Genomic DNA, 22,287 nt, shown 5'->3' with positions numbered 1-22,287 from the left:
GGGAGAGACAACAATGGCAAAGACTCACGTCACCATGAAGGTGAACGGTGCCGAGGTCGAAGGCCTCGTCGAACCGCGCACGCTGCTGGTGCATTTCATCCGCGAAAATCTCTCGCTCACCGGCACCCATATCGGCTGCGAGACCACCCATTGCGGCGCCTGCACCGTCGATATCGACGGCATGTCAGTGAAGTCATGCACCATGTTCGCGGTGCAGGCCCAGGGTTCCGACATCATGACCATTGAGGGCGTCGCCAATGCTGACGGCTCGCTGTCGGCGCTGCAGGAAGGGTTTCGAATGATGCACGGCCTGCAATGCGGGTTCTGCACGCCCGGCATGATTTTGCGCGCGCACCGCCTGCTCCAGGAGAACCCGTCACCGACGGAGGCGGAAATCCGGATGGGCATTTCAGGCAACATCTGCCGCTGCACCGGCTACCAGAACATCGTCAAGGCCATTCAATACGCTGCCGACAAGATCAATGGCGTCGAATTCAAGGAGGCTGCGGAATGAACGACATGACTCCCACGCGGGAACAACGCGAAGCAAAACTCGAAGGCATGGGCTGCAAGCGCAAGCGGGTCGAGGATATCCGCTTCACGCAAGGCAAGGGCAATTACGTCGACGATTTGAAACTGCCGGGCATGCTGCACGGCGATTTCGTCAGGTCGCCGCACGCGCATGCACGCGTCAAGAAGATCGACGACACCGAAGCGCTGAAAGTGCCCGGCGTGCTCGCGGTCATCACCGCCGAGACGCTGAAGACCGTCAATCTCGCCTGGATGCCGACGCTCGCCGGCGACGTGCAGATGGTGCTGGCCGACGGCAAGGTACTGTTCCAGAATCAGGAAGTCGCCTTCGTCGTCGCCACCGACCGCTATGCGGCCGACGACGGCATCAACAAGGTGGTGGTCGAATACGAGCCGCTGCCGGTCGTGATCAATCCGTTCAAGGCGATGGACAAGGATGCGCCGGTGCTGCGCGAGGATCTCGCCGGCAAGACGTCAGGCGCGCATGGCCCGCGCAAGCATCACAACCACGTCTTCGAGTGGACCGTCGGCGACAAGGACTTGACGGACGCCGCGTTCAAGAAGGCGGATGTGACGATCAAGGAGATGCTCTCCTATCACCGCACCCATCCGTCGCCGCTGGAGACATGCCAGTGCGTCTGCTCGTTCGACAAGATCAGGGGCGAGTTGTCGATCTGGGGCACTTTTCAAGCCCCGCATGTGATCCGCACGGTCGTAGCCTTGATCGCCAAAATTCCGGAACACAAGATCCATGTGATCTCGCCCGATATCGGCGGCGGCTTCGGTAACAAGGTCGGCGCCTATCCCGGCTATATCTGCGCGGCGGTGGCTTCGATCGTTACCGGCAAGCCGGTGAAATGGGTCGAGGATCGCATCGAGAACCTGACCGCGACCTCGTTCGCGCGCGATTACCACATGACGACCGAGATCGCCTCCACGAAGGAGGGCAAGGTGACGGGCTTGCGCGTGCATGTGCTGGCCGATCACGGCGCGTTCGATGCCTGCGCCGATCCGTCTAAATGGCCGGCCGGCTTCTTCAATATCGTCACGGGGTCGTATGATTTCCCGACCGCGCATCTCGCGGTCGACGGCATCTACACCAACAAGGCGCCGGGCGGCGTCGCCTATCGATGCTCATTCCGCGTTACTGAGGCGGCGTACTGTATCGAGCGCGCGATGGATATTCTGGCGCAGAAGCTCAACATGGATCCGGCCGAACTGCGGCTGAAGAATTTCATCAAGGCGGAGCAGTTCCCGTATCACTCGGCACTCGGCTGGGAATACGATTCCGGCGACTACCACACCGCCATGCGCAAGATGATGGAGACCGTTGATTATGCCGGCCTGCGCAAGGAGCAGGCGGAACAGCGCGCGGCGTTCAAGCGCGGCGAGACCCGCGAGATCATGGGGCTCGGCGTGTCGTTCTTCACCGAGATCGTCGGCGCCGGGCCGTCGAAGAACTGCGACATTCTCGGCATTGCGATGTTCGATTCCTGCGAGATCCGCCTGCACCCGACCGGTGCAGGCATCGCGCGCGTCGGCTCCAAGAGCCAGGGCCAGGGCCACGAGACCACCTGGGCGCAGATCATCGCGACCGAGATCGGCATTCCCGCCGACGATATCATGGTCGAGGAGGGCAACACCGATACCGCGCCCTACGGGCTCGGCACCTACGGCTCGCGTTCGACGCCGGTTGCTGGCGCGGCAATCGCCATGGCCGCGCGAAAGATCAAAGCCAAGGCGCAGATGATCGCGGCGTACAAGCTCGAAGTCCACGAAGACGACCTCGAATGGGATATCGACGGTTTTCGCGTCAAGGGCCTGCCGGAGAAGACGATGTCGATGAAGGACATCTGCTGGGCGGCCTACAATTCGGTGCCGCCGGGCATGGAGCCGGGGCTGGAGGCGGTGAGCTACTACGATCCGCCCAATATGACCTATCCGTTCGGCGCCTATATCTGCGTCATGAACATCGACGTCGATACGGGGGTTTACAAGGTCCGGCGCTTCTATGCGCTCGACGATTGCGGCACCCGCATCAACCCGATGATCATCGAGGGCCAGGTGCACGGCGGCCTCACCGAAGCCTTCGCGATCGCGATGGGCCAGGAAATCCGCTACGACGACGAAGGCAATGTGGTGACCGGTTCGTTCATGGATTTCTTCATGCCGACCGCGGTCGAGACCCCGCACTGGGAAACCGACTTCACCGTCACGCCGTCGCCGCATCACCCGATCGGCGCCAAGGGCGTCGGCGAGAGCCCGAATGTCGGCGGTGTGCCGGCGTTCTCCAACGCCGTCAACGACGCCTTCTCGTTCCTTGGCTCCACCCATATCCAGATGCCGCATGACTACTGGCGCAACTGGAAGGCCGCGAAGGATCTGGGAGTGTTCGCTTAGGGCGGTTGCCAGAGCGGGGGCTTTCATCCTTCGAGACGCGGCGAAGGCGCCGCTCCTCAGGATGAGGTCCACCAGCTTTAGACCCCTCATGGTGAGGAGCGCGTCTTCGCGCGTCTCGAACCATGAAGGCCACGGGAGAAGCAATGAAGAATCGTGACGAGATCGCGCAAGCGTTGGCGGCGTCAGGCTATATCGCCGACGGCGAACTCGCGACCGCGATCTCGTTGATGCAATTGCTGCGGCGTCCGCTGCTGCTGGAAGGTGAGGCGGGCGTCGGCAAGACCGAGGTGGCGAAAGCGCTTGCCACCGTGCACGCGACGGAATTGATCCGCTTGCAATGCTACGAGGGGCTCGATCAATCGTCCGCGCTGTACGAGTGGAACTACCAGCGGCAATTGCTATCGATCCAGGCGCATCGCGGCGATAACCCTGATGATGTCGAGCACCAGATCTTCTCGGAGAAATACCTGCTGGAGCGGCCGTTACTCGCCGCGATCCGCCGCGACAAGCCGCCGGTGCTGCTGATCGACGAGATCGATCGTGCGGACGACGAGTTCGAGGCTTTCCTGCTCGAATTGCTGTCGGACTTTCAGGTCTCGATCCCCGAACTCGGCACGATCAAGGCAACCGCGATCCCGCATGTGGTGCTGACCTCGAACGGGACGCGGGAACTCTCCGATGCCCTGCGCCGCCGCTGCCTCTATCATTACGTTGATTATCCCGACGTCGATCGCGAAGCGCGCATCATCGTGGCCCGAATCGATGGCGCCAGCGCGTCGCTGTCGCTGCAGATCGCGCGGATGGTCGAAGGCATCCGCAAAGAGGAGCTGCGCAAGGTGCCGGGCGTCGCCGAGACGCTGGACTGGGCGGCGGCCTTGGTCGGCCTCGATGTGCGCGATCTCCACGACGCGCCCGAAACGGTCCACGAGACCCTGATGTGCCTGCTCAAGACCCATGAGGACAAGTCACGGGTCACGCGCGAGGTCAGTGAACGCCTGTTGGGGAAGGTCGCATGAGCTGCTGCGGCACCAGCCCCGGTTACGAAGAGCTCGACGAGGTTTCGCGCCTGGTCTCGTCAAGGCTCGCCGCATTTCTCAAAACCCTGCGCGACAGCGGATTCGCCGTAGGCCTAGCCGAAGGCCAGGATGCGGCGGAACTGATGACGGCGGGCTACGCGGCCAGGCCGGGCCTGCTGCGTTCGGCGTTCAAGCATCTGTTTTCGGCGCGCAAATCCGACTGGGAAAAATTCGACGGCATTTTTGACGCATTCTGGCTCGGCAAACGCGTGCGGTCGCGGTCGATGATCACGGGCTCGTCGAAGGCCGCAAACAATCCGTCGCTCAAGACGCTGGCCGACGGCCAGCGGTCCGGCGGCGAGACGGCGATGGATCAGGTTCCGTCCACCGACGACGCCGGCTCCGATCGCGCCGGCGAAGGCCGCATGGAAGGGGCCTCACGCGCCGACAACCTGGCCGAGGTGGATTTTCGTAAACTGGCCGATCCCGTGCAGATCGAGCAGGCGCATGAAGCGGCCGCCCGGCTCGCACGGGCCATGCGCACCCGGCTGACCCGTCGTGACCTGGCGCGGCGGCGCGGCTACCGGCTCGATCTCAGGCGAACCATTCACGGCAACATCAGCCATGGCGGCGTGCCGATCGACCTCGTCAAGCGGCAGCGCAAGACAAAGCCGCTGCGGCTTGTCATGCTGCTTGATGCCTCCGGCTCGATGAGCATGTACACGGGCGTATTCCTTCGTTTCATCCATGGTGTGCTGGACCAGTTTCGCGAGGCCGAGGCGTTCCTGTTCCACACCAGGCTGGCGCACGTTTCCGACGCGATGAAGGAAAGGGACGCCGCGCGTGCGCTTGATCGGCTCTCGATCCTGGCGCAGGGGGCCGGCGGCGGCACCAGGATCGGCGAGAGCCTGCAGACTTTTAATCGCTGGCATGCCGCGCGCGTCATTCATTCGCGCACCGTCGTGATGATCGTGTCCGACGGCTACGAGACCGGCGATGCCGCGCTGTTGGGCCGCGAGATGGCGGCGCTCGGCCGCCGCTGCCGCCGCATCGTCTGGCTCAATCCGATGATGGCGTGGCAGGGCTACGCGCCTGAAGCCGCGGGCATCAAGGCGGCGCTGCCGCATGTCGATTTCTACGCGCCGGCCAATACGCTGAGCAGCCTGACCGCGCTCGAACCCTATTTGGCGAAACTATAGATGGGCCAGCCGATGAGCGCGCATGTCGAAGTGATGGATCTGGTCGCGCAGATGAAGTCCGCCGAGCAGCCGTTCGTGCTGGCGACCGTGGTGCGTACGGTGTCGGTGACGGCGGCCAAAGCCGGCGCCAAGGCGATCATTCGCCCGGACGGCAGCATCGTCGCGGGCTGGATCGGCGGCGGCTGTGCGCGGGGCGCGGTGCTGAAAGCCGCCCGCGAAGCGCTGCTGGACGGGGAGCCGCGCATGGTGTCGGTGCAGCCCGAAAATCTACTCGCGGAACTCGGCGTCAAGCCGGGCGATCATCGCGAGGGCATCCGCTTCGCCAGCAACATGTGTCCGAGCAAGGGCACCATGGATATTTTCGTCGAGCCGGTGCTGCCGCACCCCTCGCTGGTGATCTTCGGCGCAAGCCCGGTCGCGATGTCGCTGGCTGCCCAGGCCCGCCAGCTCGGCTATCACGTCACGCTGGCTGCGCCCGCCGCCGATATCGCCGCCGAGCCCGATGCTCATGTCATCGTCGACGGCTTCGCGCCCCGCTACCTCAACGAAGCCCGGCGTTTCGTCGTGGTCTCGACCCAGGGCAAGGGCGATGAAGCCGCCTTGTGCGCGGCGCTCGCCATCAAGGCCGAGTACCACGCCTTCGTCGGCAGCCGCCGCAAGATGGCGGCGCTGCGCGATAAGCTCGTGGCTGGCGGATCGGAGGCGGCCGCGCTCGATCGCATCAAGGCGCCCGCCGGGCTCGATCTCGGCGCCATCACGCCGGAAGAGATCGCGATGTCGATCCTCGCCGAAATCACCATCGAGCGCCGGCGCGGCCAGCGCGCAGCCAATACCGTTTCCAGCAGATAAGGACTTAATCATGCAGATGAACGACAGCCAGCGCATCCTGGCGCCAAAGGAAAAGGTTTGGGCCGCGCTCAACGATCCCGAGATATTGAAGCAGTGCATCCCCGGCTGTCAGTCTCTCGAGATGTCATCGCCGACCGAAATGACCGCGACCGTCGTGTTTAAGGTCGGACCGGTGAAGGCGACGTTTGGCGGCAAGGTGACGCTGTCCGATCTCGATCCACCCAACAGCTATCGCATTTCGGGCGAAGGCTCCGGCGGGGTGGCCGGCTTTGCCAAGGGCGGCGCCGTGGTGAAGCTCAGCGCGGAGAGCCCTGACGTGACCGTGCTGTTCTACGACGTCGACGCGCAGATCGGCGGCAAGCTCGCGCAACTGGGCGCGCGCCTGATCGATTCCACTGCAAGGAAACTGGCGGGCGAATTCTTTGCGTCGTTTGGACAAGTTGTTGGCGGGGCTTCGGCGGCTCCTGCGGAAGCGGCGCCCAAGGGGTGGTTGGGCAAGCTGACTGGCGCGGTCTAGCGACCAGTATAGCTTGCCCGTCTTTCGCTGCGAGCTCCACCGTCATTGCGAGCGAAGCGAAGCAATCCATTCTTTCTTTGCGGCAAGATGGATTGCTTCGTCGCGTCGCTCCTCGCAATGACGTGGATGGGCCGCAGTTCGCAGCCCTGATCTGTACGACGCGCGACTGGCGTGTCAGACTTCCCTCCAAGTCCTGCGGCAATGGCCTGGCCAAACGGGCATGCTGGATGCGACGGAGGGAACGATGAGGCTCGTTGCGAACCTGTTCGCCATGGCGCTTGTGTTGTTGATGGCGCAGCCGGGATCCGCGCAATCCAGTTACCCGAACCGGCCGGTGAAAATCCTGGTCGGCTTCACACCCGGCACGGCGCCGGACCTTGCGGCGCGCATTCTTGCCGACCGGTTTTCCGATGTCTGGGGCACGCCGTTCGTGGTCGAGAACGTTCCCGGCGCCGGCAGCAACATCGCCACCGATCGCGTCGCCAAGGCGGCCGCCGATGGTTACATGCTGCTGATGGGCGGCAATCCGTCGCTCGTCATCAGTCCGAGCCTTTATGAGCAACTGCCGTTCGACCCGATCAAGGATTTTGCGCCGATCTCGCAGGTGTTCATCGCGGCGAACGTGCTTGCCGTTCCACCCGAGCAGCCGGTCAAGACCGTGGCGGAGCTGGTGGCGCTCGCCAGGGCGCAGCCCGGCAAGCTTTCCTATGGCCATGCCGGGGTGGGCACGTCGCAGCATCTCGGCGCCGAATTGTTCAAATACATGGCGCATGTCGATATTGCGCCGGTGCCATATCGCGGCACCACGGCACTGATGCCGGACCTGCTCGCCAACCGCATCACCATGTCGTTCGCCAATATCGTGAACGTGGTGCCGCTGGCGCGCGAGGGGAAATTGCGCGCGCTGGCCATCACCTCGATCAAGCGCTCGGCGCTGGCGCCCGACCTGCCGACCATGGCGGAATCCGGCTTCCCCGGCTTCGAGGCCGTGCCATGGTTCGGCCTGCTCGCGCCATCGGGTACGCCGAAGGATGTTCTGGACAAACTGCACGGCGAGACCGTCAAGACGCTCACGATGCCGGAGGTACGCAAGAAGTTCGACGAACTCGGGTTAGAACCGGTGGGCAACACGCCAGCCGAGTTTGCAGCGGTCATCAAGAAAGAAACGCCCGAGTGGGCCAAGGTGATCAAGGACGCCGGCATCAAGCTCGGCAACTGATCTTGCGTGTCATGCGCCAGCTCAACGAGGCAAGACTTCGAATCCCGCTTGGTCTGCCTGCGCTTTCGGTTAAGCTGTTCGGCGTCAGTTCACCAGATAAGAGTGATCACACATGACCGGGACGGATTCGTCGGATTGGCTCGGCCTGTCAGGCCGCGTTTGCGTCGTGACAGGCGGGGGCGGCGGCATCGGCCGTGCCACGGCCCTCAGTTTCGCCAGTGCGGGTGCTCGCGTGGCGGCGATCGATCGCGACGAACGCGGGCTTGAAGTGACGCAAGCGGCGCTGCGCAAACTGGGCGATGGCCATCTCGTCGTCAGCTGCGACACCACCAGCGCCGAGAGCGTCACCGCCGCATCCGAGGCGATCGAGAAATCGCTCGGGCCATGCAACGTGCTGGTCAACACCGCGGCCATCCTGCGTCCCGGCGCGCTCGACACCTTGTCGCTTGCCGAATGGAACAGCGTTCTCGCCGTCAACCTGACCGGTTACTTCCTTTGCGCGCAAGCCTTCAGCCGGCAGATGCGCACACATCGCAGCGGCAGCCTGGTTCATGTGTCGTCGATCGCCGGCAGCAATGCGCAGGGGCAGAGCGGCGCCTACAGTGTCAGCAAGGCCGGCGTGATCATGCTGTCGCGGCAGCTCGCCAACGAATGGGGGCCGTACGGCATCCGCAGCAACGTCGTCAGCCCCGGCATGGTGATCACGCCGATGAGCCAGGCCTTTTACGATACGCCGGGGGTAACCGAGCGGCGCTCGGCGGTGGTGCCGATGCGCCGGGTGGGCATGCCGCAGGATATGGCCGACGCGATTCTGTTCCTCGCCAGCGACCGCGCGTCCTACGTTAACGGTGACGAGATCATGGTCGATGGCGGCTATGCGAACATGCTGATGAATCTGGTGCCGCGGCCAGGATTTGAATAATTATCGATCCTCATGGTGAGGAGCGCGCATTTGCGCGCGTCTCGAACCATGTAGCCCGGCTGGTGCCATTCATCCTTCGAGACGCGCGAAGACGCGCTCCTCAGGACGAGGTCTGGCAGGGGCATGTAAGGGAAGAAGAATGGTGGGCACGCTTCGCTTTGCCCACCCTACGAAGGCATCTCAGTCGAACAAACTCGACACCGATTCTTCCGCCGCAGTGCGACTGATGGCTTCCGCGATCAGCGGCGCGATCGACAGCGTGCGGATGTTGGGGGCCTTGTTGATTGCATCGGTCGGCAGGATCGAGTCGGTGATGACGAGCTCTTTCAGCCGCGAGCCGGAGATGCGCGCCGCAGCGCCGCCGGATAGCACACCGTGGGAGATATAGGCGTAGACGTCCTTGGCGCCGTTGGCGAGCAACGCGTCGGCGGCGTTCACCAGCGTGCCGCCGGAGTCGACGATGTCGTCGACCAGGATGCAGGTGAACCCGGCGACGTCGCCGATCACGTTCATGACTTCGGATTCGCCGGCGCGCTCGCGGCGTTTGTCGATGATGGCGAGCGAAGTGTTGATGCGCTTGGCAAGCCCGCGCGCGCGTACCACGCCACCGACGTCGGGCGACACCACCATGACGTTGGCGAGGTCGAAGCGCTCCTTGATGTCGCGCACCATCACTGGCGAGGCGAAGAGGTTGTCGGTCGGGATGTCGAAGAAGCCCTGGATCTGGGCGGCGTGCAGATCGAGCGTCATGACGCGGTCGACGCCGGCATGGGTGATCAGGTTGGCCACCAGCTTGGCCGAAATCGGCGCGCGTGAGCCGACCTTGCGGTCTTGCCGGGCGTAGCCGAAATAGGGGATGACAGCGGTGATGCGGCGCGCGGACGAGCGGCGCAGCGCATCGGTGATGATCAGCAATTCCATCAGATGGTCGTTGGCCGGAAACGACGTCGACTGGATGATGTAGACATCCGATCCGCGCACGTTCTCCAAAACCTCGACGAAAATCTCGTTGTCGGCAAACCGGCGGACGCTGGCCTTGGTCAGCGGCATATGCAGCCAGTTGGCGATTTCCTGGGCCAGCACGGGATTGGAATTGCCGGCGACCAGCTTGATCGAGCCGTTCTTGGCCGACATTGACGCTTCTCCTCGCGCCTTGCTGGATACGACGTTCAGCATATCGAGAAATCCTCGGGAAACCGGCGCTTTTCGATGGGCGAGGAGATATCAGGCGAGGGGCGCGGCTGGCAACCCATTGCCGCCGTTTTCCCGACCAAAAATGGGCCGTTACGGGACCTTATCGACCGCTTTATTGGGCGCTGAAGCCAAGCGCAGCGACGGCGGGAGCATCCTGAGCGGGAACGATCCCATCCGCACTTGCCACCGCGGGGCCGCCGCGGGCCGGTGCGGGGGTAGGCGCCGCGTCCGGCGTTCCGTTGATCATGCCGGTGAGGCCGGCGAGGCCGGCCTGCGCAATCTTTCGCAAGACGAGGTCGTCGGCCGCCGCCCAGGCGTCGCGTCCGGCCTTGCCGGCCGCTTCTTCGCCGGAAAGCCGCAGCGCGCGCTGCTGGTTGTTGTCGTAGACGTCCCAGACCCAGGCGATCATGGTCTTGCCGCGCACCACTTGCGCCGAGAGATAGCTGCGCACGCGGTAGGCCGCCCCACCCTCGCGGGAGACGATCGACAGGTTGCGCAGCTTCGATTCGCTGTCGAGCACGTTTACCATCCGGTCGAAAACCTGCGGCGGCGGGCCGTCGATCGATTCGAACGCCACGGTCGGTCCGCTGCCCGTCGAAGCCATCGCATACGAGCCGCTGCCCGTTGCACCACCGCCGGCACAGCCGCCGAGCGCCGTGGCGACGACAAGCAGCACCGCCGCGATCATGGCGCGCGGCGCTTGCAGGCACGAAGCTGGAATGGTGTCGCTCATTGCTCCCTGCGATATCGTTAAAATGTGTTAAGGTCTAGGGCAGCGGGTACGCCGGCCCGCCAAAAAGATCGCGTCGGTTTCGCCCCCGTTCTCCTTTTTGTTGCCAGAATTCTTCAACCCGGCTGGATGATCCATGCGAGCCTTTGTTCTCGATGGCTATGGCGCGATCGCCGACCATGTCCGCCTGGTCGACATCGCCGATCCGGTCCCCGGCCCCGGCGACGTCAGAATCGAAATCCATGCCGCCAGCCTCAATCCGATCGACTTCAAGATCGCGCACGGCGACCTGAAGCGCGTCTCGAAATATCAACTGCCGCGCCCGTTCGGCTTCGATGCCAGTGGTGTCGTGACCACGGTGGGTGCCCGGGCATCGAAATTCAAACCGGGCGATGCGGTCTTTGTCCGCGCATCGCGCGACACGATCGGTACATTTGCCGAGCAGATCGCCCTCGGCGAGAATCTCGTCGCGCTCAAGCCGGCCACAATTTCACACGCGGAAGCGGCTTCGCTGCCGCTCGTCGGGCTGACCACGGTGCAGATGTTCGGACGTGCCGGTGCGAAGTCCGGGCAGCGGATCCTGATCCATGCCGGCTCCGGCGGCGTCGGCACGTTCGCGGTTCAATACGCGAAGCATCTCGGTCTTCACGTGACGTCGACGACCAGTGCGAAAAACGCGGATTTCGTCGCTTCCCTCGGCGCTGACCGCGTCATCGCCTACGACCGCGAGAACTATCTTCAGCAGGACGGCAAATACGATATCGTCTACGACACGCTCGGCGGCGCATTCACCGTCGATGCCTTCAAGGTGGTGAAGCGCGGCGGCGTGGTGATCTCGCTCAGCGGGCCGCCGGATCGGGATTTCGCCCGGCGCGAAGGCGCTGGCCTGCTGGTGGGCATCGCCGTCTGGCTGATGGGACGGAAGGTCTACGCCGCCAGCGCGGCCGCCGGGGCGCGATACGAATGGTCCTTCACGGAATCCAACGGCGACCAGTTGCGCGACATCGCCGCCCTGGTTGACGGCGGCGCGATCAAGCCGGTGATCGACCGCGAATTCGCCTTCGAGCAATTGCCGGCGGCGCTCAGCTATCTCGAAACAGGGCGTGCGCGGGGCAAGGTGGTGCTGCGCGTGAAGTAACTACTCGCGCTCCAGCGCAATTGCGTGGACGTGGCGGCCGTAGTCCGGCTCTTTCCGGTGTACCGAGCGGCGGTAGCTGTAGAAGCGCTCATCGGAATAGGTGTCGACGCCGATGTCGTCGATCATCAGCACGCCGGCGTTTTCCAGCCGCATCCGGATGAATCCGGCGAGGTCGAACATCGAATGACCCGCGCGATGAGAGGGGATGAAGAACGCCCCATTTTCCGCGTCGGAATTCAGAAAGCGTTCGACGAATTCGCTGCCGACTTCATAGGAGTGCTGGCGGATCAGCGGGCCGATCGCGGCGACGATGCCGGAGCGGTCGGCGCCGAGTTTCTCCATCGCGTCGATGGTCGATTCCAGCACGCCCGTCAACGCGCCCTTCCAGCCGGCATGCGCCGCACCGATCACGCGCGCGCTGGCGTCGGCGAACAGGATCGGCCCGCAATCGGCGGCGGTAACGCCGATGGCGATGCCTTCCGTGCGGGTGACGAGCGCGTCCGCGCGCGGCTTGTCGCCTTGCCAGGGTCCGCTCGCCACCACGACGTCGGGTGAATGGATCTGGTGCGCGCTCAGCAGGCGCTCGGGCGCGACGCCCATCTGCTCGGCCATCCGGCGGCGATTTTCCGCTACGCTGTTCGGATCGTCGTTGGAGCCGAGCCCGCCATTGAGGCTTTGGTAGATTCCGCTGGATATCCCGCCCTCGCGGGTGAAGAAGGCGTGGCGCAGCCCCGGAATGGCTGATAGCAGCGACGATCCGAACGTCATGCCGTTTCGTCTCCCCGCGCGGGCGGTTCGTCGCTGAGACCCGCGACCATGGTGAGATTGGGTTCGGTGACCGCAAGCACCTTGAACATCGATCCCATGCCGCCGCGGCCGCTGTCGGTCAGCCGCTTCAGCGCGGCGGAAATTTCGGCGGAAACCTCCGGCGTGGTTTTTCCCATCAGCGTGACGGCCCGCGTCTCGACGCCGAGCCGCTTGAGGAATTCGCCTTGCGTCACCGGGCCATGAACGCGCGCGCCGACGTCTTCGGCTGCGCGGGCCAGCGCCTGGAAATCGACATGGGCGGTGACGTCGGCCTGGCCGGGATTCTTCAGCGGATCGGCAAAGCTGTGGCGGGCGATCGCCTGGAAGGTGTCGCCGGCGTCGCTGCGCAGATGGCCGTAATCGATGATCAGCGCCGCGCCGTCCTGGTGGCGCACCCGCGCGGCGATCTTCATCATCTCAGTATCCGGCCGCCATTCGAACACGGCGCCGACAGGGGCCGCGCGTACCAGCGGCGGCAGCAACACCTCGAAGCGCGGCATCGGCTCGTCCGAGGCTCCAAATACCAGCTTGCCATTGTCATCGAGGTTGACGACGCGTTCGTGCCAGCCGGTCTCGCGCTTGACCACCTGATGGATCGGCAGCACGTCGAAATATTCGTTGGCGAGAATGACCGCGGGGCCCTCCGGCACGTCGTCGATGTTGTCGTGCCAGGTGATGTTGCGTACACCGGACAGCATCGCCCGCTGCTTCTCGCGCAGCACAGGATTGATCTCGACGAGATGGACTTGGAGCGATTCATAGAGCGGTGGCAGCACCCGTACCGCGCGGAGCGCGTCCGCCATCATGGTGCCGCGGCCGGGGCCGAGTTCGACCAGCCGCAGTGACGGCGGCGATCCGATCGCCTTCCACACCGAAGCCGTCCATAGACCGAGCAGCTCGCCGAACATCTGGCTGACCTCGGGCGCGGTGGTGAAATCGCCCTCGCGGCCCAGTGGATCGCGCGACACGTAATAGCCGTGCTCGGGATGCGCCAGGCACAGTTCCATGTATCGCCAGACCGGCATCGGTCCTGACGATTTGATCAGCTTCTGGATCTCCGCCTGCAACGGTGAAAATTCGGTCACGGCCTGCCTTGAATCGACTTCTGTATAGGCTCGGGCGCCTCGCGGCGCCATGCCATCACGATCAGGATGGCGCCGACGATGATCATTGGCACCGACAACAGCATACCCATGGTCAGCCCGCCCCACAAAAATCCGAGCTGCGGGTCCGGTTCGCGGAAAAACTCGCTGGTAATGCGCGCGAGCGCGTAGATCGCGATGAAGCTGCCGAGGATCAGGCCCGGTCGTTTCAGCGCACCCATCCGCACCATGACCGCCAGGATCGCAAACAGCAGGACGCCCTCGAGCGCCGCTTCGTATAGCTGGCTTGGATGACGGAAAAGGTGAGACGGATCATCGGGAAAGACCATTCGCCAGGGCACGCTGGCATCCGCCTCACGGCCCCACAACTCGCCCTTGATGAAGTTGGCGAGGCGCCCGAGGAATATTCCGATCGGCGCGACCGCGGTCGTGATGTCGCCAAGCGACAGGATGGAGATCTTGTTCTTGAGCGCAAACAGCATCACCGCGGCGACGCAGCCGAGAAAGCCGCCGTGGAAGGACATGCCGCCCTCCCACAATTTGAGAACGGCGGCCGGATGCTCGATGAAGAAGGGGAGGTTGTAGAACAGCACGTAGCCGGTGCGGCCGCCGAGGATGATGCCGAGGGTGACCCAGAGAATGAAGTCGTCGAGTTGCACCGGCGCGATCGGCGCCGGTCCGCCCCACAATTTCTCGTTTCTGACCAGCGCGCGCGCATAGATCCATCCGAGCACGATGCCGCTGATATAGGCCAGCGCATACCATCGGATCGCGAGCGGTCCGATCGAGATGGCGACGGGATCGATGGCCGGAAAGGTGATGGTGAGAAACGGCATCGGGCCCTGACGTCTACGGCACGAGGTTGCGGCGATAGAGCGCCAGCAGCCGCTCCCAGTGCCGCTCAGCGGCGTCGCGGTGGTAGACCGGACGTTTCGGGAAGGCAAAACCGTGATGGGTGCCGGGGTAGACCTCGACCTCGTTGTTCGATCCCTTCATGCCGGCCGCGACCTTGTCGATAATCTCCTGCGGCGCATAAATGTCGGTCTCGGCGCAGGCGAAATAGAGTTCAGCCTTGGTCTTGCTTGCAGCCAGATGCGGGCTGTCGGGCTGGTCGGTCGCCAGATGGGTGCCGTAGATCGAAGCCGCCGCCTTCACGCGATCTGGAAAATGCGTCGCCGCGTTGACCGCGTAGCGGCCGCTCATGCAGTAGCCAACGGTGCCGACGATCTTGGTATTCGCGGCTTCTTGCGTCTCGGCGTAGGCGAGCAGGGCCTTGGTGTCTTCCATCACCAGGGGGATGTTGATCGAGTTCATCAGTTCGAACATCCTCTTGCGTTCGGGCGAATTTGGATCCGGATTGATCGGCCCGATCTCCATGACGCCTGAGCGGTAATACATGTTGGGCAGCATCACGTAATAGCCCGAAGTGCCGAGCCGCCGCGCCATGTCGCGCAGTTCCTCGCGGATCGCCGGCGCGTCCATGTAGAAGATGATGACCGGAAAGGGCCCGCCGCGTTCGGGATGCGTGATGAAGGTGGTGGTCTTGCCGTCCTTGGTCGCAATATCGATCTGCTGGTCGATCATGGGCGTTTCTTTTTGCGTTGTGATTCTGGTTTCTGGTTAAGCGCTTGATACGATTGCAAGGAAACTGGGGCATGACAAGGCAAAGGGAGATTGCGTCGGCCTTGAACGGCGCTCTTGAACCTTGGCCTTGAACCTTGGCCTTGGGATCGCCATTGTCATGCCGGTGACGATCAATTTGCAGCGACCGGAGCGTTTTGAGATGACCCAGACCAGCAATCGGTTTTTCGACGAGATCGGCCGTTTGATGAACGACGCCGCCGGCGCCGCCCAGGGCGTCAAGCGCGAGGTCGACACGGTCGTGCGCAACCAGGCCGAACGCATCCTGCGCGACCTCGATCTCGTCAAGCGCGAGGAGTTCGACGCGGTCAAGGACATGGCCCGCCTGGCGCGCGAGGAGAACGAGGCGCTGAAGGGCCGGATCGCGGCCCTGGAGGCCAAGCTCGGCATTTCGCCGGCCGCGCCGGATGCCGGCAGTACGAAGACGGACGGCTAGGGGATTTCAATCACCCATCGTCATGGCCGGGTACATTCCCGGCCATCCACGACCTTCGTCGCGGCGGCAAGGACGTGGATGCCCGGTATCGCAGACAAGTTTACGCAGTCTGCGTACAACAGACTGCTGCGGCCGGGCATGACGGCTCTGGGGCCGCCATGTGCCCTGAACCGCCAAAAAATCCCTTCATTTCCTTGTCATTTCGTCCCTTTGGGGCTAAAAGCCCGCCACGTCCGCAGCCCCCGCACCCCTGGAGGCTTGCTGTAGGATGCCAACGGGCCGCGATGCGGCCTTTAACTTTTAGAAAACAAGGACTTAACACGATGGCGACCGTCAAGGAATTGAAGGCGACCGCGCGTCCGCAGAGCGGCAAGGGGGCCGCCCGGGCAGAGCGTCGCGCCGGGAGAGTGCCCGGAGTGATCTATGGCAACAACCAGCCCCCCGTGACCATTTCGGTCGACGACAAGGAACTGCGCCAGCGCATCCTTGCCGGCCGCTTCCTGACCACGATTTACGACATCGATCTCGAGGGCAAGAAGCACCGCGTGATTCCGCGCGACTTCCACCTCGATCCGGTACGTGACTTCCCGCTGCATGTCGATTTCATGCGCCTCGGTGAAGGTGCCACCATCCGCGTCAGTGTCCCCCTGCACGTCGTGAACGGCGAAGCCTCGCCCGGCGTCAAGCGCGGCGGCACCGTCAATATCGTCACCCACACCATCGATCTCGAATGCTCGGTGGACAATATTCCGCAGTACATCGAGGCCGATGTCGGCGCGCTGGAAATCAGCCATTCGTTGCATCTGTCCGAGATCAAGCTGCCGGCCGGCGTGAAGTCGCTGTCGCGTGAGGACGCGACGCTGGTGACCATCGTGCCGCCGTCGGGCTACGCTGAAGAACAGAAGGCTGCGGCGGCTGCGGCCGCTGCGGGCACCGCTGCTCCGGCAGCGGGTGCTGCCGCGCCGGCTGCTGCTGCCCCTGCGGCGGGTGCTGCTGCTCCGGCGGCTGGCGCGAAAGCGCCGGCTGGCGGCGACAAGAAGAAGTAAACAGCGGCGGGATGCCGCGTCATGCGCCTGTTTGTCGGTCTCGGTAATCCCGGTTCGAAATACGCGAACAACCGGCACAACATCGGGTTCATGGCCGTCGATGAGATACAGCGGCGTCACGGTTTCGCACCGTGGCGCCGCCGTTTTCAGGGCGAGGCTTCCGATGGCACGCTCGATGGTGAAAAGGTCGTTCTGCTTCGGCCGACCACTTTCATGAACGAGTCCGGGCGCGCGGTTCAGGAAGCCGCGAACTTCTTCAAGCTCGCTGCCTCCGACATCACCGTGTTTCAGGACGAACTCGAACTGCCGCCGGCGAAGGTACGCGTGAAGATCGGCGGTGGCATCGCCGGTCATAACGGGCTGCGCTCGATCTCCTCGCATATCGGCAACGACTACCGCCGGGTGCGGCTCGGGATCGGTCATCCCGGCATCAAGGAACTGGTGCACAGCCACGTGCTGTCGGATTTTGCCAAGAGCGACCGCCCCTGGGTGGAAGCCTTGTGCGCGGCGGTGGCCGACAATGCCGGGCTGCTGACGACAGGCAAGGACTCGACGTTCCAGAACAAGGTTCATCTGGTTCTGCAGGCCAAGGGAATTTTCGACAAGGGCGATGGTGACGCCAAGGGCGACAGCTGACATCGCGAACGGACTTCAGGACGTATTATGGGATTCAAATGCGGTATCGTTGGCCTGCCCAATGTCGGCAAGTCGACGCTGTTCAATGCGCTGACCGAGACGGCAGCGGCGCAGGCGGCGAACTATCCGTTCTGCACCATCGAGCCGAATGTCGGCGAGGTCGCCGTGCCTGATCCCCGGCTGGACAAACTGTCTGATATCGCCAAGTCCGCCCAGATCATCCCGACGCGGCTGACCTTCGTCGATATCGCGGGCCTGGTGCGTGGCGCTTCGAAGGGCGAAGGCCTCGGCAACCAGTTCCTCGCCACCATCCGCGAGGTCGACGCGGTCGCGCATGTGGTGCGGTGCTTTGAAGATTCCGACATCACCCATGTCGAAGGCAAGATCGCGCCGCTGGCCGATATCGAGACCATCGAAACCGAGCTGATGCTCGCCGACCTCGACAGCCTGGAAAAGCGCGTCGACAACCTCGCCAAGAAGGCCAAGGGCAACGACAAGGACGCCAAGGAGGCGCTCGACCTCGTCAACCGGGCGCTGGTGCTGCTGCGCGACGGCAAGCCGGCGCGATTTCTCGAGCGCAAGCCCGAGGAAGAGCGCGCGTTCAATATGCTGGGCCTGCTGACGTCGAAGCCGGTGCTCTATGTCTGTAATGTCGAGGAGGGCTCGGCCAAGGACGGCAACAGCTTCTCAAAACATGTGTTCGAGCACGCCAAGAAAGAAGGCGCGGTCGCCGTGGTGATCTCGGCCAAGATCGAATCCGAGATCGCGACCCTGTCACGCGAGGAGCGCGTCGAGTTTTTGGAGACTCTGGGCCTCGAAGAGGCCGGCCTCGACCGCCTGATCCGCGCCGGCTACCAGCTGCTCGACCTCATCACCTATTTCACCGTGGGCCCGAAGGAGGCCCGCGCCTGGACCATCCATCGCGGCACCAAGGCGCCTGCAGCGGCCGGCGTGATCCATACCGATTTCGAGAAGGGTTTTATCCGGGCCGAGACCATCGCCTATCCCGACTATGTCGCGCTGAACGGCGAAGCCGGCGCCCGGGATGCCGGCAAGCTGCGGCTGGAGGGCAAGGAATATGTCGTCGCCGACGGCGACGTGATGCATTTCCGGTTTAATAACTGAGATATTGGCTCCCGCGAATGCGGACACCGTAGGGTAAGCAAAGGCGCATCGCGCCGTGCCCACAACCTTTCCGCCAGCACGAGCGAAATGGTGGGCACGCGGCGCTTTGCCGACCCTACGGCACCGGTGAAATTACCGCATCTGCCCCTGATCCCGGATTGCGCCGAGATGCTCGTTGATGCGGAAGACGATCAGGATGAATTCCGCGGCGATGCGCGAAAACACCACGCCTACCACGACACCGGCGATCGAGGACAACAGCAGGATGAACCCGCCGAATGGGCTGATCGCCATCGTGGCAAGCGCCGAAAAGATTCCGGACAGGCCGAACAGCACGATCAAGCCGATGACCAGCCAGTAGAAAGTCTTGATGATCGTGGGCGTGATGAAGCGGTCCCACTGAAACAGATCCTGAAAATCGAGCATCGATGGTTCTCCGGCGAGTCAAGAAACCTGATTCCAGACGGCACAGGGCTAGCCCCGAAAATTGTTTCGGGCAAGTCAGGGGTGAGCGCCGGGAGCGGTACTCGCCTCTGGCGAACAAGCCATGCGGGTGGACGGGTTGAGATTGCCGTAAATAACGGCCACATTCGGGCTTCCCCGCCGTAATCCTCAATCCAAATCGTAGATAGATGACAACGTTGACCTTCGAAGACTTCCCGCCCGGCCACTTCGGCACGTTCGGACCGCGCCACGTCACGCGCGAGGAGATTTTGGCCTTTGCCGCCGAATATGATCCGCAGCCGATGCATCTGGACGAGGCCGCCGCCAACGCGTCGATGCTGAAGGGGCTGTCCGGTTCGGGCTGGCACCTCGGCTCGATCATGATGCGGATGCTGTTTGACGGCTTTATCGGCCGTACCGCCTCGCTCGGCTCGCCGGGCGTCAACGAGATGCGCTGGATGGCGCCGCTCCGGCCGGGCGACGACCTGACGCTGGATGTCTACGTGGCGGAAGCCAGGATTTCGAACAGCCGTCCCGAGACCGGCATCGTGACCTTCAAGGGCACGATCCGCAACGCGGCCGGCATGGTGCTGTGCGAGATGGAGTCGCCGATCATCGTGCGCCGGCGTGACCAAGCGGGGGCGAAGTAGCGATGCGTTTCTTCGAGGACATCGAGATCGGCGCGCAGCGCGAGTTCGGCTCGTTCACCTTCACCGCCGACGACATCAAGGAGTTTGCCACGCAGTTCGATCCGCAGCGCTTTCACCTCGATGAGGAGGAAGGGCGCAAATCCCTGTTCGGGGGACTGGCTGCATCGGGCTGGCACGTCGCCGCGGTTTGCATGAAGCTGCTGGTCGCCGACGGCAAGCGCTTGACGGCGGAGACCGTCGCGCGCGGCGAGAAGGTCGCGGTGTGGGGGCCGTCGCCTGGGTTTCGTGAGCTGCGCTGGATCAAGCCGGTACTGGCCGGCGACACCATCAGCTTTTCCAATCAGGTCGAAACCAAGCGGACTTCGGAGAAGCGTCCCGAATGGGGCATCCTGCAGGCCCGCAATACCGGCATCAACCAGCGTGGCGAGGTGGTATTTTCGTTCCTCGCAACCGCCTTCGTGCCGCGACGGAATGCGGGTTAATCGTAGCCCGGATCAGCGCAGCGATATCCGGGGTGGTGGGGGAGTGGTCCCCTTCGCTCATCCGGGCTACGTGCTCCGCCCCAAGCCCGGCACATGGTTAGCGAATTGTTCCGTTAGTGCTTCGTAATCCATGACGCAACGGCACGGATTTCTTGCTAACGCATTTTGAACTTTCTGCCTGCCATATGCGTCATAGGGGACGTACCGAGGGGATGACCATGGCAGATCGCAGCGGCCTGAAATTCGTCGGTTTTGTCTTTGCAACCGTCACGATGGCGGTGATGCTGACCGCCACGATGGTGGTGAAGTCCTATGCCGATGGTGTCTACACGATCGAGGACACCGCGTTCGTCCGCTAGTAGTTGCGGACCGAATAGAAGTGAGCGCTGAAGAAGTTCAGCGGCTCCAGATCAACGTCATTGCCACGACCGCAACCGCCAGCAACCCGACGAAGCGGATCACGATCGTGCCCATGCTTTGCGACGATGATTGCCGCACCGGCATTGAATTCATGTTGTCTGGCTGAACGTTCTGCATCGCCGGTGTGTCCCCAAAAGGTGCCTGTCGCCACGTGACGACATCCGTCCCTGGACGCGACCGTGTTTATAAAGTTCGGATCGAATCCTGCCAAACGAAACCGCCGCGCTCCTGGACGGAACACGGCGGAGTGTCAGATTTTTGCAACGATCGCGTTTAGCTGTTGCGCAGGCCGTCGGCGGCACGCTTCCACTGCGTGACGTTGTCGGCGATCATGCGCGTCGACTTCATCGCGGCCTGGCTGAGCTGGGCATAGCCCGAGATCTCGCGCTGGACGCGCTGGCCTTCGGCATGCAGGAGATCGCGGAGGCTTTCGAGTTCGGAAATCAGCTTCTCGATTTCCGCCAGCGAAGTACCGGCGACGCGCTGGATCAGCGAATTGACGTTGTTGACGGTCGCTTCGGCATTGGCTTCGAGCGGCGCGGTCTCGGCAGCAACCGCCGGCCGGCGCAGATAGGCAATGTCGTTGCGAACGAATTCGCGGATGCCGGCCTCGACTTCGGATACCGCGGCGAGATCGCCCTCGGCTTCCGGAGTCTCATCAATCTGGTCGGGGCGAGTGGTGGCGTTCATCGTCAATTCCTCTGTTTCGCTTTCAGGCGAGCGCGGAAGTCCCCCGCACGACGAAGTAGATCGTTCCCATCTGCACCGCCGATTTTGGCCGCATCTGGGCCAATCTGCGGCAATGGTGGATCATTCTCGCGGGAGGGCCCTTTCAGGGCTGAAAACGCGTCAAATTGAGACAACTCCCGCCTTTACCAGCTGCGTTTGAACCCGGCGCTGAGGCTCTTGTTGGCGGCGCCGGACGGCGTCTCGCCGATCGAGCCGGAGATGGTGACGCCATCGAACAGCTTCTGCTCGGCGCCGACCTTGCGCAGCCATTTGTCGTCCGACGTCGATAGCGTCTGGCCCGCGATCAGGCTGGTGCCGGTGTCGGCGATGCTGAGCCTCGCCGACTGGTCGGTCTCGTGGCTGCGCGCCGGATGGCTGATGATGCCGGGCACCGGCACAAGGCCCTGCTGAATCAGGTTGTAGTCGTTCTTCAGGGTCAGCGAGTATTGCTCGCCGAGCGGCAGCGATTTGCTCAGGGACGTACCGAGCTTGCTCTGCTCGGATCCGGGATCGACGCGGGCTTCGACCGACGTCTTGTCCCAGATCGAGGCCACGCCGGGGGCCGTGACCGCCGCCCAGGCGGTGCCGGACGATTGCGGCAGGCTGCCGCCATTGGCGAGTTTTTCCGAGAGCTGTTCGGACGTCGTCACCGTGCCCTGGCGCGCGACCGTCATGTCGGCGCCGATGCGCGTATCCCAGAACGGCGTGATGGATTGCTTGACTGACACCGCGGAGGTGCCGTTCGCCCTTTCATTGGCGGACCACGCGGTATCCACGCCGCCAGCCGCTTTCGATGCGCCGCTTCCCTTCGGCGCCGGACCGCTCAGGGTCGACGCATCGACGCTGAGCAGACTCCAGTCGAGCTTGCTGACGTCGATGTCCTTCATGATGTCGACGTCGTTGACGCCGGGAGCCGCCTCGGTCTCTTCCGCCGCAGGCTCGTCTGGATCATCGTTAGCCGGCGGCGTTTGTGCCGCTGCCGCCAGTGTCGAAACTACACTGATGCCGGCCACCAGCATTGGCAGCCGCGCCCAGCCAAATCGCATTTTGGGA

At 63.4% G+C, this 22,287-nt stretch carries 26 protein-coding genes; 16 read left to right on the top strand and 10 right to left on the bottom strand.

Annotated elements, in window-relative coordinates:
* Positions 1-13: 13 nt before the first annotated feature.
* The 8 genes from ACPPVP_RS37295 (at position 14) to ACPPVP_RS37260 (ending at position 8,653) form a co-directional block, all read left to right on the top strand.
* On the top strand, positions 14-514 hold the full coding sequence (locus ACPPVP_RS37295) for a (2Fe-2S)-binding protein (protein WP_426528528.1): 501 nt from the start codon (positions 14-16) through the stop codon (positions 512-514).
* The gene (locus ACPPVP_RS37290) at positions 511-2,931 is read left to right on the top strand and encodes an aerobic carbon-monoxide dehydrogenase large subunit (protein ID WP_426528527.1); all 2,421 of its coding nucleotides are present in this window, start codon (positions 511-513) and stop codon (positions 2,929-2,931) included. The genes ACPPVP_RS37295 and ACPPVP_RS37290 overlap by 4 nt, the downstream gene beginning before the upstream one ends.
* 143 nt (positions 2,932-3,074) lie before the next feature.
* Complete coding sequence (locus ACPPVP_RS37285) at positions 3,075-3,947, top strand: AAA family ATPase (RefSeq protein ID WP_426528526.1); 873 nt, start codon at positions 3,075-3,077, stop codon at positions 3,945-3,947.
* Positions 3,944-5,146 (top strand): vWA domain-containing protein, encoded by a 1,203-nt coding sequence (locus ACPPVP_RS37280; RefSeq protein WP_426528525.1) that lies wholly within the window; start codon positions 3,944-3,946, stop codon positions 5,144-5,146. The genes ACPPVP_RS37285 and ACPPVP_RS37280 overlap by 4 nt, the downstream gene beginning before the upstream one ends.
* A gap of 12 nt (positions 5,147-5,158) precedes the next feature.
* The gene (locus ACPPVP_RS37275) at positions 5,159-5,995 is read left to right on the top strand and encodes an XdhC family protein (protein WP_426538261.1); all 837 of its coding nucleotides are present in this window, start codon (positions 5,159-5,161) and stop codon (positions 5,993-5,995) included.
* A 10-nt stretch (positions 5,996-6,005) separates the two neighbouring features.
* The gene (locus ACPPVP_RS37270; RefSeq protein WP_426528524.1) at positions 6,006-6,512 is read left to right on the top strand and encodes an SRPBCC family protein; all 507 of its coding nucleotides are present in this window, start codon (positions 6,006-6,008) and stop codon (positions 6,510-6,512) included.
* Between the two features lie 244 nt (positions 6,513-6,756).
* Entirely contained in the window at positions 6,757-7,731 is a 975-nt protein-coding gene (locus ACPPVP_RS37265; protein WP_426528523.1) for a Bug family tripartite tricarboxylate transporter substrate binding protein, read from the top strand.
* A gap of 112 nt (positions 7,732-7,843) precedes the next feature.
* Positions 7,844-8,653, top strand: a complete 810-nt coding sequence (locus ACPPVP_RS37260) for an SDR family NAD(P)-dependent oxidoreductase (RefSeq protein ID WP_426528522.1) — start codon at positions 7,844-7,846, stop codon at positions 8,651-8,653.
* A gap of 180 nt (positions 8,654-8,833) precedes the next feature.
* On the opposite strand, the gene ACPPVP_RS37255 is transcribed toward ACPPVP_RS37260, so the two are convergent.
* Both ACPPVP_RS37255 and ACPPVP_RS37250 read right to left on the bottom strand, forming a co-directional pair.
* The gene (locus ACPPVP_RS37255) at positions 8,834-9,787 is read right to left on the bottom strand and encodes a ribose-phosphate pyrophosphokinase (protein WP_426528521.1); all 954 of its coding nucleotides are present in this window, start codon (positions 9,785-9,787) and stop codon (positions 8,834-8,836) included.
* 172 nt (positions 9,788-9,959) lie between these two features.
* Positions 9,960-10,580: a hypothetical protein gene (locus tag ACPPVP_RS37250; protein WP_426528520.1), complete on the bottom strand. Its 621-nt coding sequence runs from the start codon at positions 10,578-10,580 to the stop codon at positions 9,960-9,962.
* A 133-nt stretch (positions 10,581-10,713) separates the two neighbouring features.
* On the opposite strand from ACPPVP_RS37250, the gene ACPPVP_RS37245 reads away from it, so the two are divergent.
* The gene (locus tag ACPPVP_RS37245; RefSeq protein ID WP_426528519.1) at positions 10,714-11,715 is read left to right on the top strand and encodes an NADP-dependent oxidoreductase; all 1,002 of its coding nucleotides are present in this window, start codon (positions 10,714-10,716) and stop codon (positions 11,713-11,715) included.
* Here the strand turns inward: ACPPVP_RS37245 and pgeF are convergent, their stop codons facing one another.
* Genes pgeF through ACPPVP_RS37225 form a run of 4 tightly spaced genes read right to left on the bottom strand, consistent with a single transcriptional unit; the run spans position 11,716 to position 15,209 of the window.
* On the bottom strand, positions 11,716-12,483 hold the full coding sequence (gene pgeF / locus ACPPVP_RS37240; RefSeq protein WP_426528518.1) for a peptidoglycan editing factor PgeF: 768 nt from the start codon (positions 12,481-12,483) through the stop codon (positions 11,716-11,718).
* Positions 12,480-13,607 (bottom strand): class I SAM-dependent methyltransferase, encoded by a 1,128-nt coding sequence (locus ACPPVP_RS37235; RefSeq protein ID WP_426528517.1) that lies wholly within the window; start codon positions 13,605-13,607, stop codon positions 12,480-12,482. Before ACPPVP_RS37235 ends, pgeF begins: the two co-directional genes overlap by 4 nt.
* A complete protein-coding gene (gene lgt, locus ACPPVP_RS37230; protein WP_426528516.1) occupies positions 13,604-14,461 on the bottom strand; it encodes a prolipoprotein diacylglyceryl transferase in 858 nt (285 codons plus the stop codon). Before lgt ends, ACPPVP_RS37235 begins: the two co-directional genes overlap by 4 nt.
* Positions 14,462-14,474: 13 nt before the next feature.
* Complete coding sequence (locus tag ACPPVP_RS37225; RefSeq protein WP_426528515.1) at positions 14,475-15,209, bottom strand: dienelactone hydrolase family protein; 735 nt, start codon at positions 15,207-15,209, stop codon at positions 14,475-14,477.
* A 199-nt stretch (positions 15,210-15,408) separates the two neighbouring features.
* Between ACPPVP_RS37225 and ACPPVP_RS37220 the strand changes: the two genes are divergently transcribed.
* The 4 genes from ACPPVP_RS37220 to ychF all read left to right on the top strand — a co-directional run bounded on the left by ACPPVP_RS37220 (position 15,409) and on the right by ychF (position 18,509).
* Positions 15,409-15,702 (top strand): accessory factor UbiK family protein, encoded by a 294-nt coding sequence (locus tag ACPPVP_RS37220; protein ID WP_426528514.1) that lies wholly within the window; start codon positions 15,409-15,411, stop codon positions 15,700-15,702.
* 323 nt (positions 15,703-16,025) lie between these two features.
* Positions 16,026-16,748: a 50S ribosomal protein L25/general stress protein Ctc gene (locus ACPPVP_RS37215; protein WP_426528513.1), complete on the top strand. Its 723-nt coding sequence runs from the start codon at positions 16,026-16,028 to the stop codon at positions 16,746-16,748.
* Between the two features lie 21 nt (positions 16,749-16,769).
* Entirely contained in the window at positions 16,770-17,384 is a 615-nt protein-coding gene (pth, locus tag ACPPVP_RS37210; RefSeq protein WP_426528512.1) for an aminoacyl-tRNA hydrolase, read from the top strand.
* A 27-nt stretch (positions 17,385-17,411) separates the two neighbouring features.
* The gene (gene ychF, locus ACPPVP_RS37205) at positions 17,412-18,509 is read left to right on the top strand and encodes a redox-regulated ATPase YchF (protein WP_426528511.1); all 1,098 of its coding nucleotides are present in this window, start codon (positions 17,412-17,414) and stop codon (positions 18,507-18,509) included.
* 132 nt (positions 18,510-18,641) lie between these two features.
* Here ychF and ACPPVP_RS37200 read toward each other — a convergent pair whose 3' ends face one another.
* Complete coding sequence (locus tag ACPPVP_RS37200; RefSeq protein ID WP_426528510.1) at positions 18,642-18,935, bottom strand: DUF4282 domain-containing protein; 294 nt, start codon at positions 18,933-18,935, stop codon at positions 18,642-18,644.
* Positions 18,936-19,141: 206 nt separating this feature from the next.
* Here ACPPVP_RS37200 and ACPPVP_RS37195 point away from each other — a divergent pair, with 206 nt between their 5' ends.
* From ACPPVP_RS37195 to ACPPVP_RS37185, 3 genes are all read left to right on the top strand, one after another.
* On the top strand, positions 19,142-19,603 hold the full coding sequence (locus ACPPVP_RS37195; RefSeq protein ID WP_426528509.1) for a MaoC family dehydratase: 462 nt from the start codon (positions 19,142-19,144) through the stop codon (positions 19,601-19,603).
* A 2-nt stretch (positions 19,604-19,605) separates the two neighbouring features.
* Positions 19,606-20,085, top strand: a complete 480-nt coding sequence (locus tag ACPPVP_RS37190) for a MaoC family dehydratase (protein WP_426528508.1) — start codon at positions 19,606-19,608, stop codon at positions 20,083-20,085.
* 218 nt (positions 20,086-20,303) lie between these two features.
* Positions 20,304-20,444 carry a hypothetical protein gene (locus ACPPVP_RS37185; RefSeq protein WP_426528507.1) on the top strand — a complete coding sequence of 47 codons (141 nt, stop codon included), beginning with the start codon at positions 20,304-20,306 and terminating at the stop codon, positions 20,442-20,444.
* On the opposite strand, the gene ACPPVP_RS37180 is transcribed toward ACPPVP_RS37185, so the two are convergent.
* The 3 genes from ACPPVP_RS37180 to ACPPVP_RS37170 form a co-directional block, all read right to left on the bottom strand.
* Positions 20,441-20,656, bottom strand: a complete 216-nt coding sequence (locus ACPPVP_RS37180) for a hypothetical protein (RefSeq protein ID WP_426528506.1) — start codon at positions 20,654-20,656, stop codon at positions 20,441-20,443. The genes ACPPVP_RS37185 and ACPPVP_RS37180 overlap by 4 nt on opposite strands.
* A gap of 122 nt (positions 20,657-20,778) precedes the next feature.
* On the bottom strand, positions 20,779-21,195 hold the full coding sequence (locus ACPPVP_RS37175) for a hypothetical protein (RefSeq protein ID WP_426528505.1): 417 nt from the start codon (positions 21,193-21,195) through the stop codon (positions 20,779-20,781).
* A 182-nt stretch (positions 21,196-21,377) separates the two neighbouring features.
* Positions 21,378-22,280, bottom strand: a complete 903-nt coding sequence (locus ACPPVP_RS37170) for a hypothetical protein (RefSeq protein WP_426528504.1) — start codon at positions 22,278-22,280, stop codon at positions 21,378-21,380.
* Between the last annotated feature and the right edge of the window lie 7 nt (positions 22,281-22,287).

Source organism: Bradyrhizobium sp. McL0615 (assembly GCF_049993905.1).
Lineage (GTDB): Bacteria > Pseudomonadota > Alphaproteobacteria > Rhizobiales > Xanthobacteraceae > Bradyrhizobium.
Note: the sequence above shows the minus strand (reverse complement) of the source record. Positions and strands in the feature narration are given on the sequence as shown.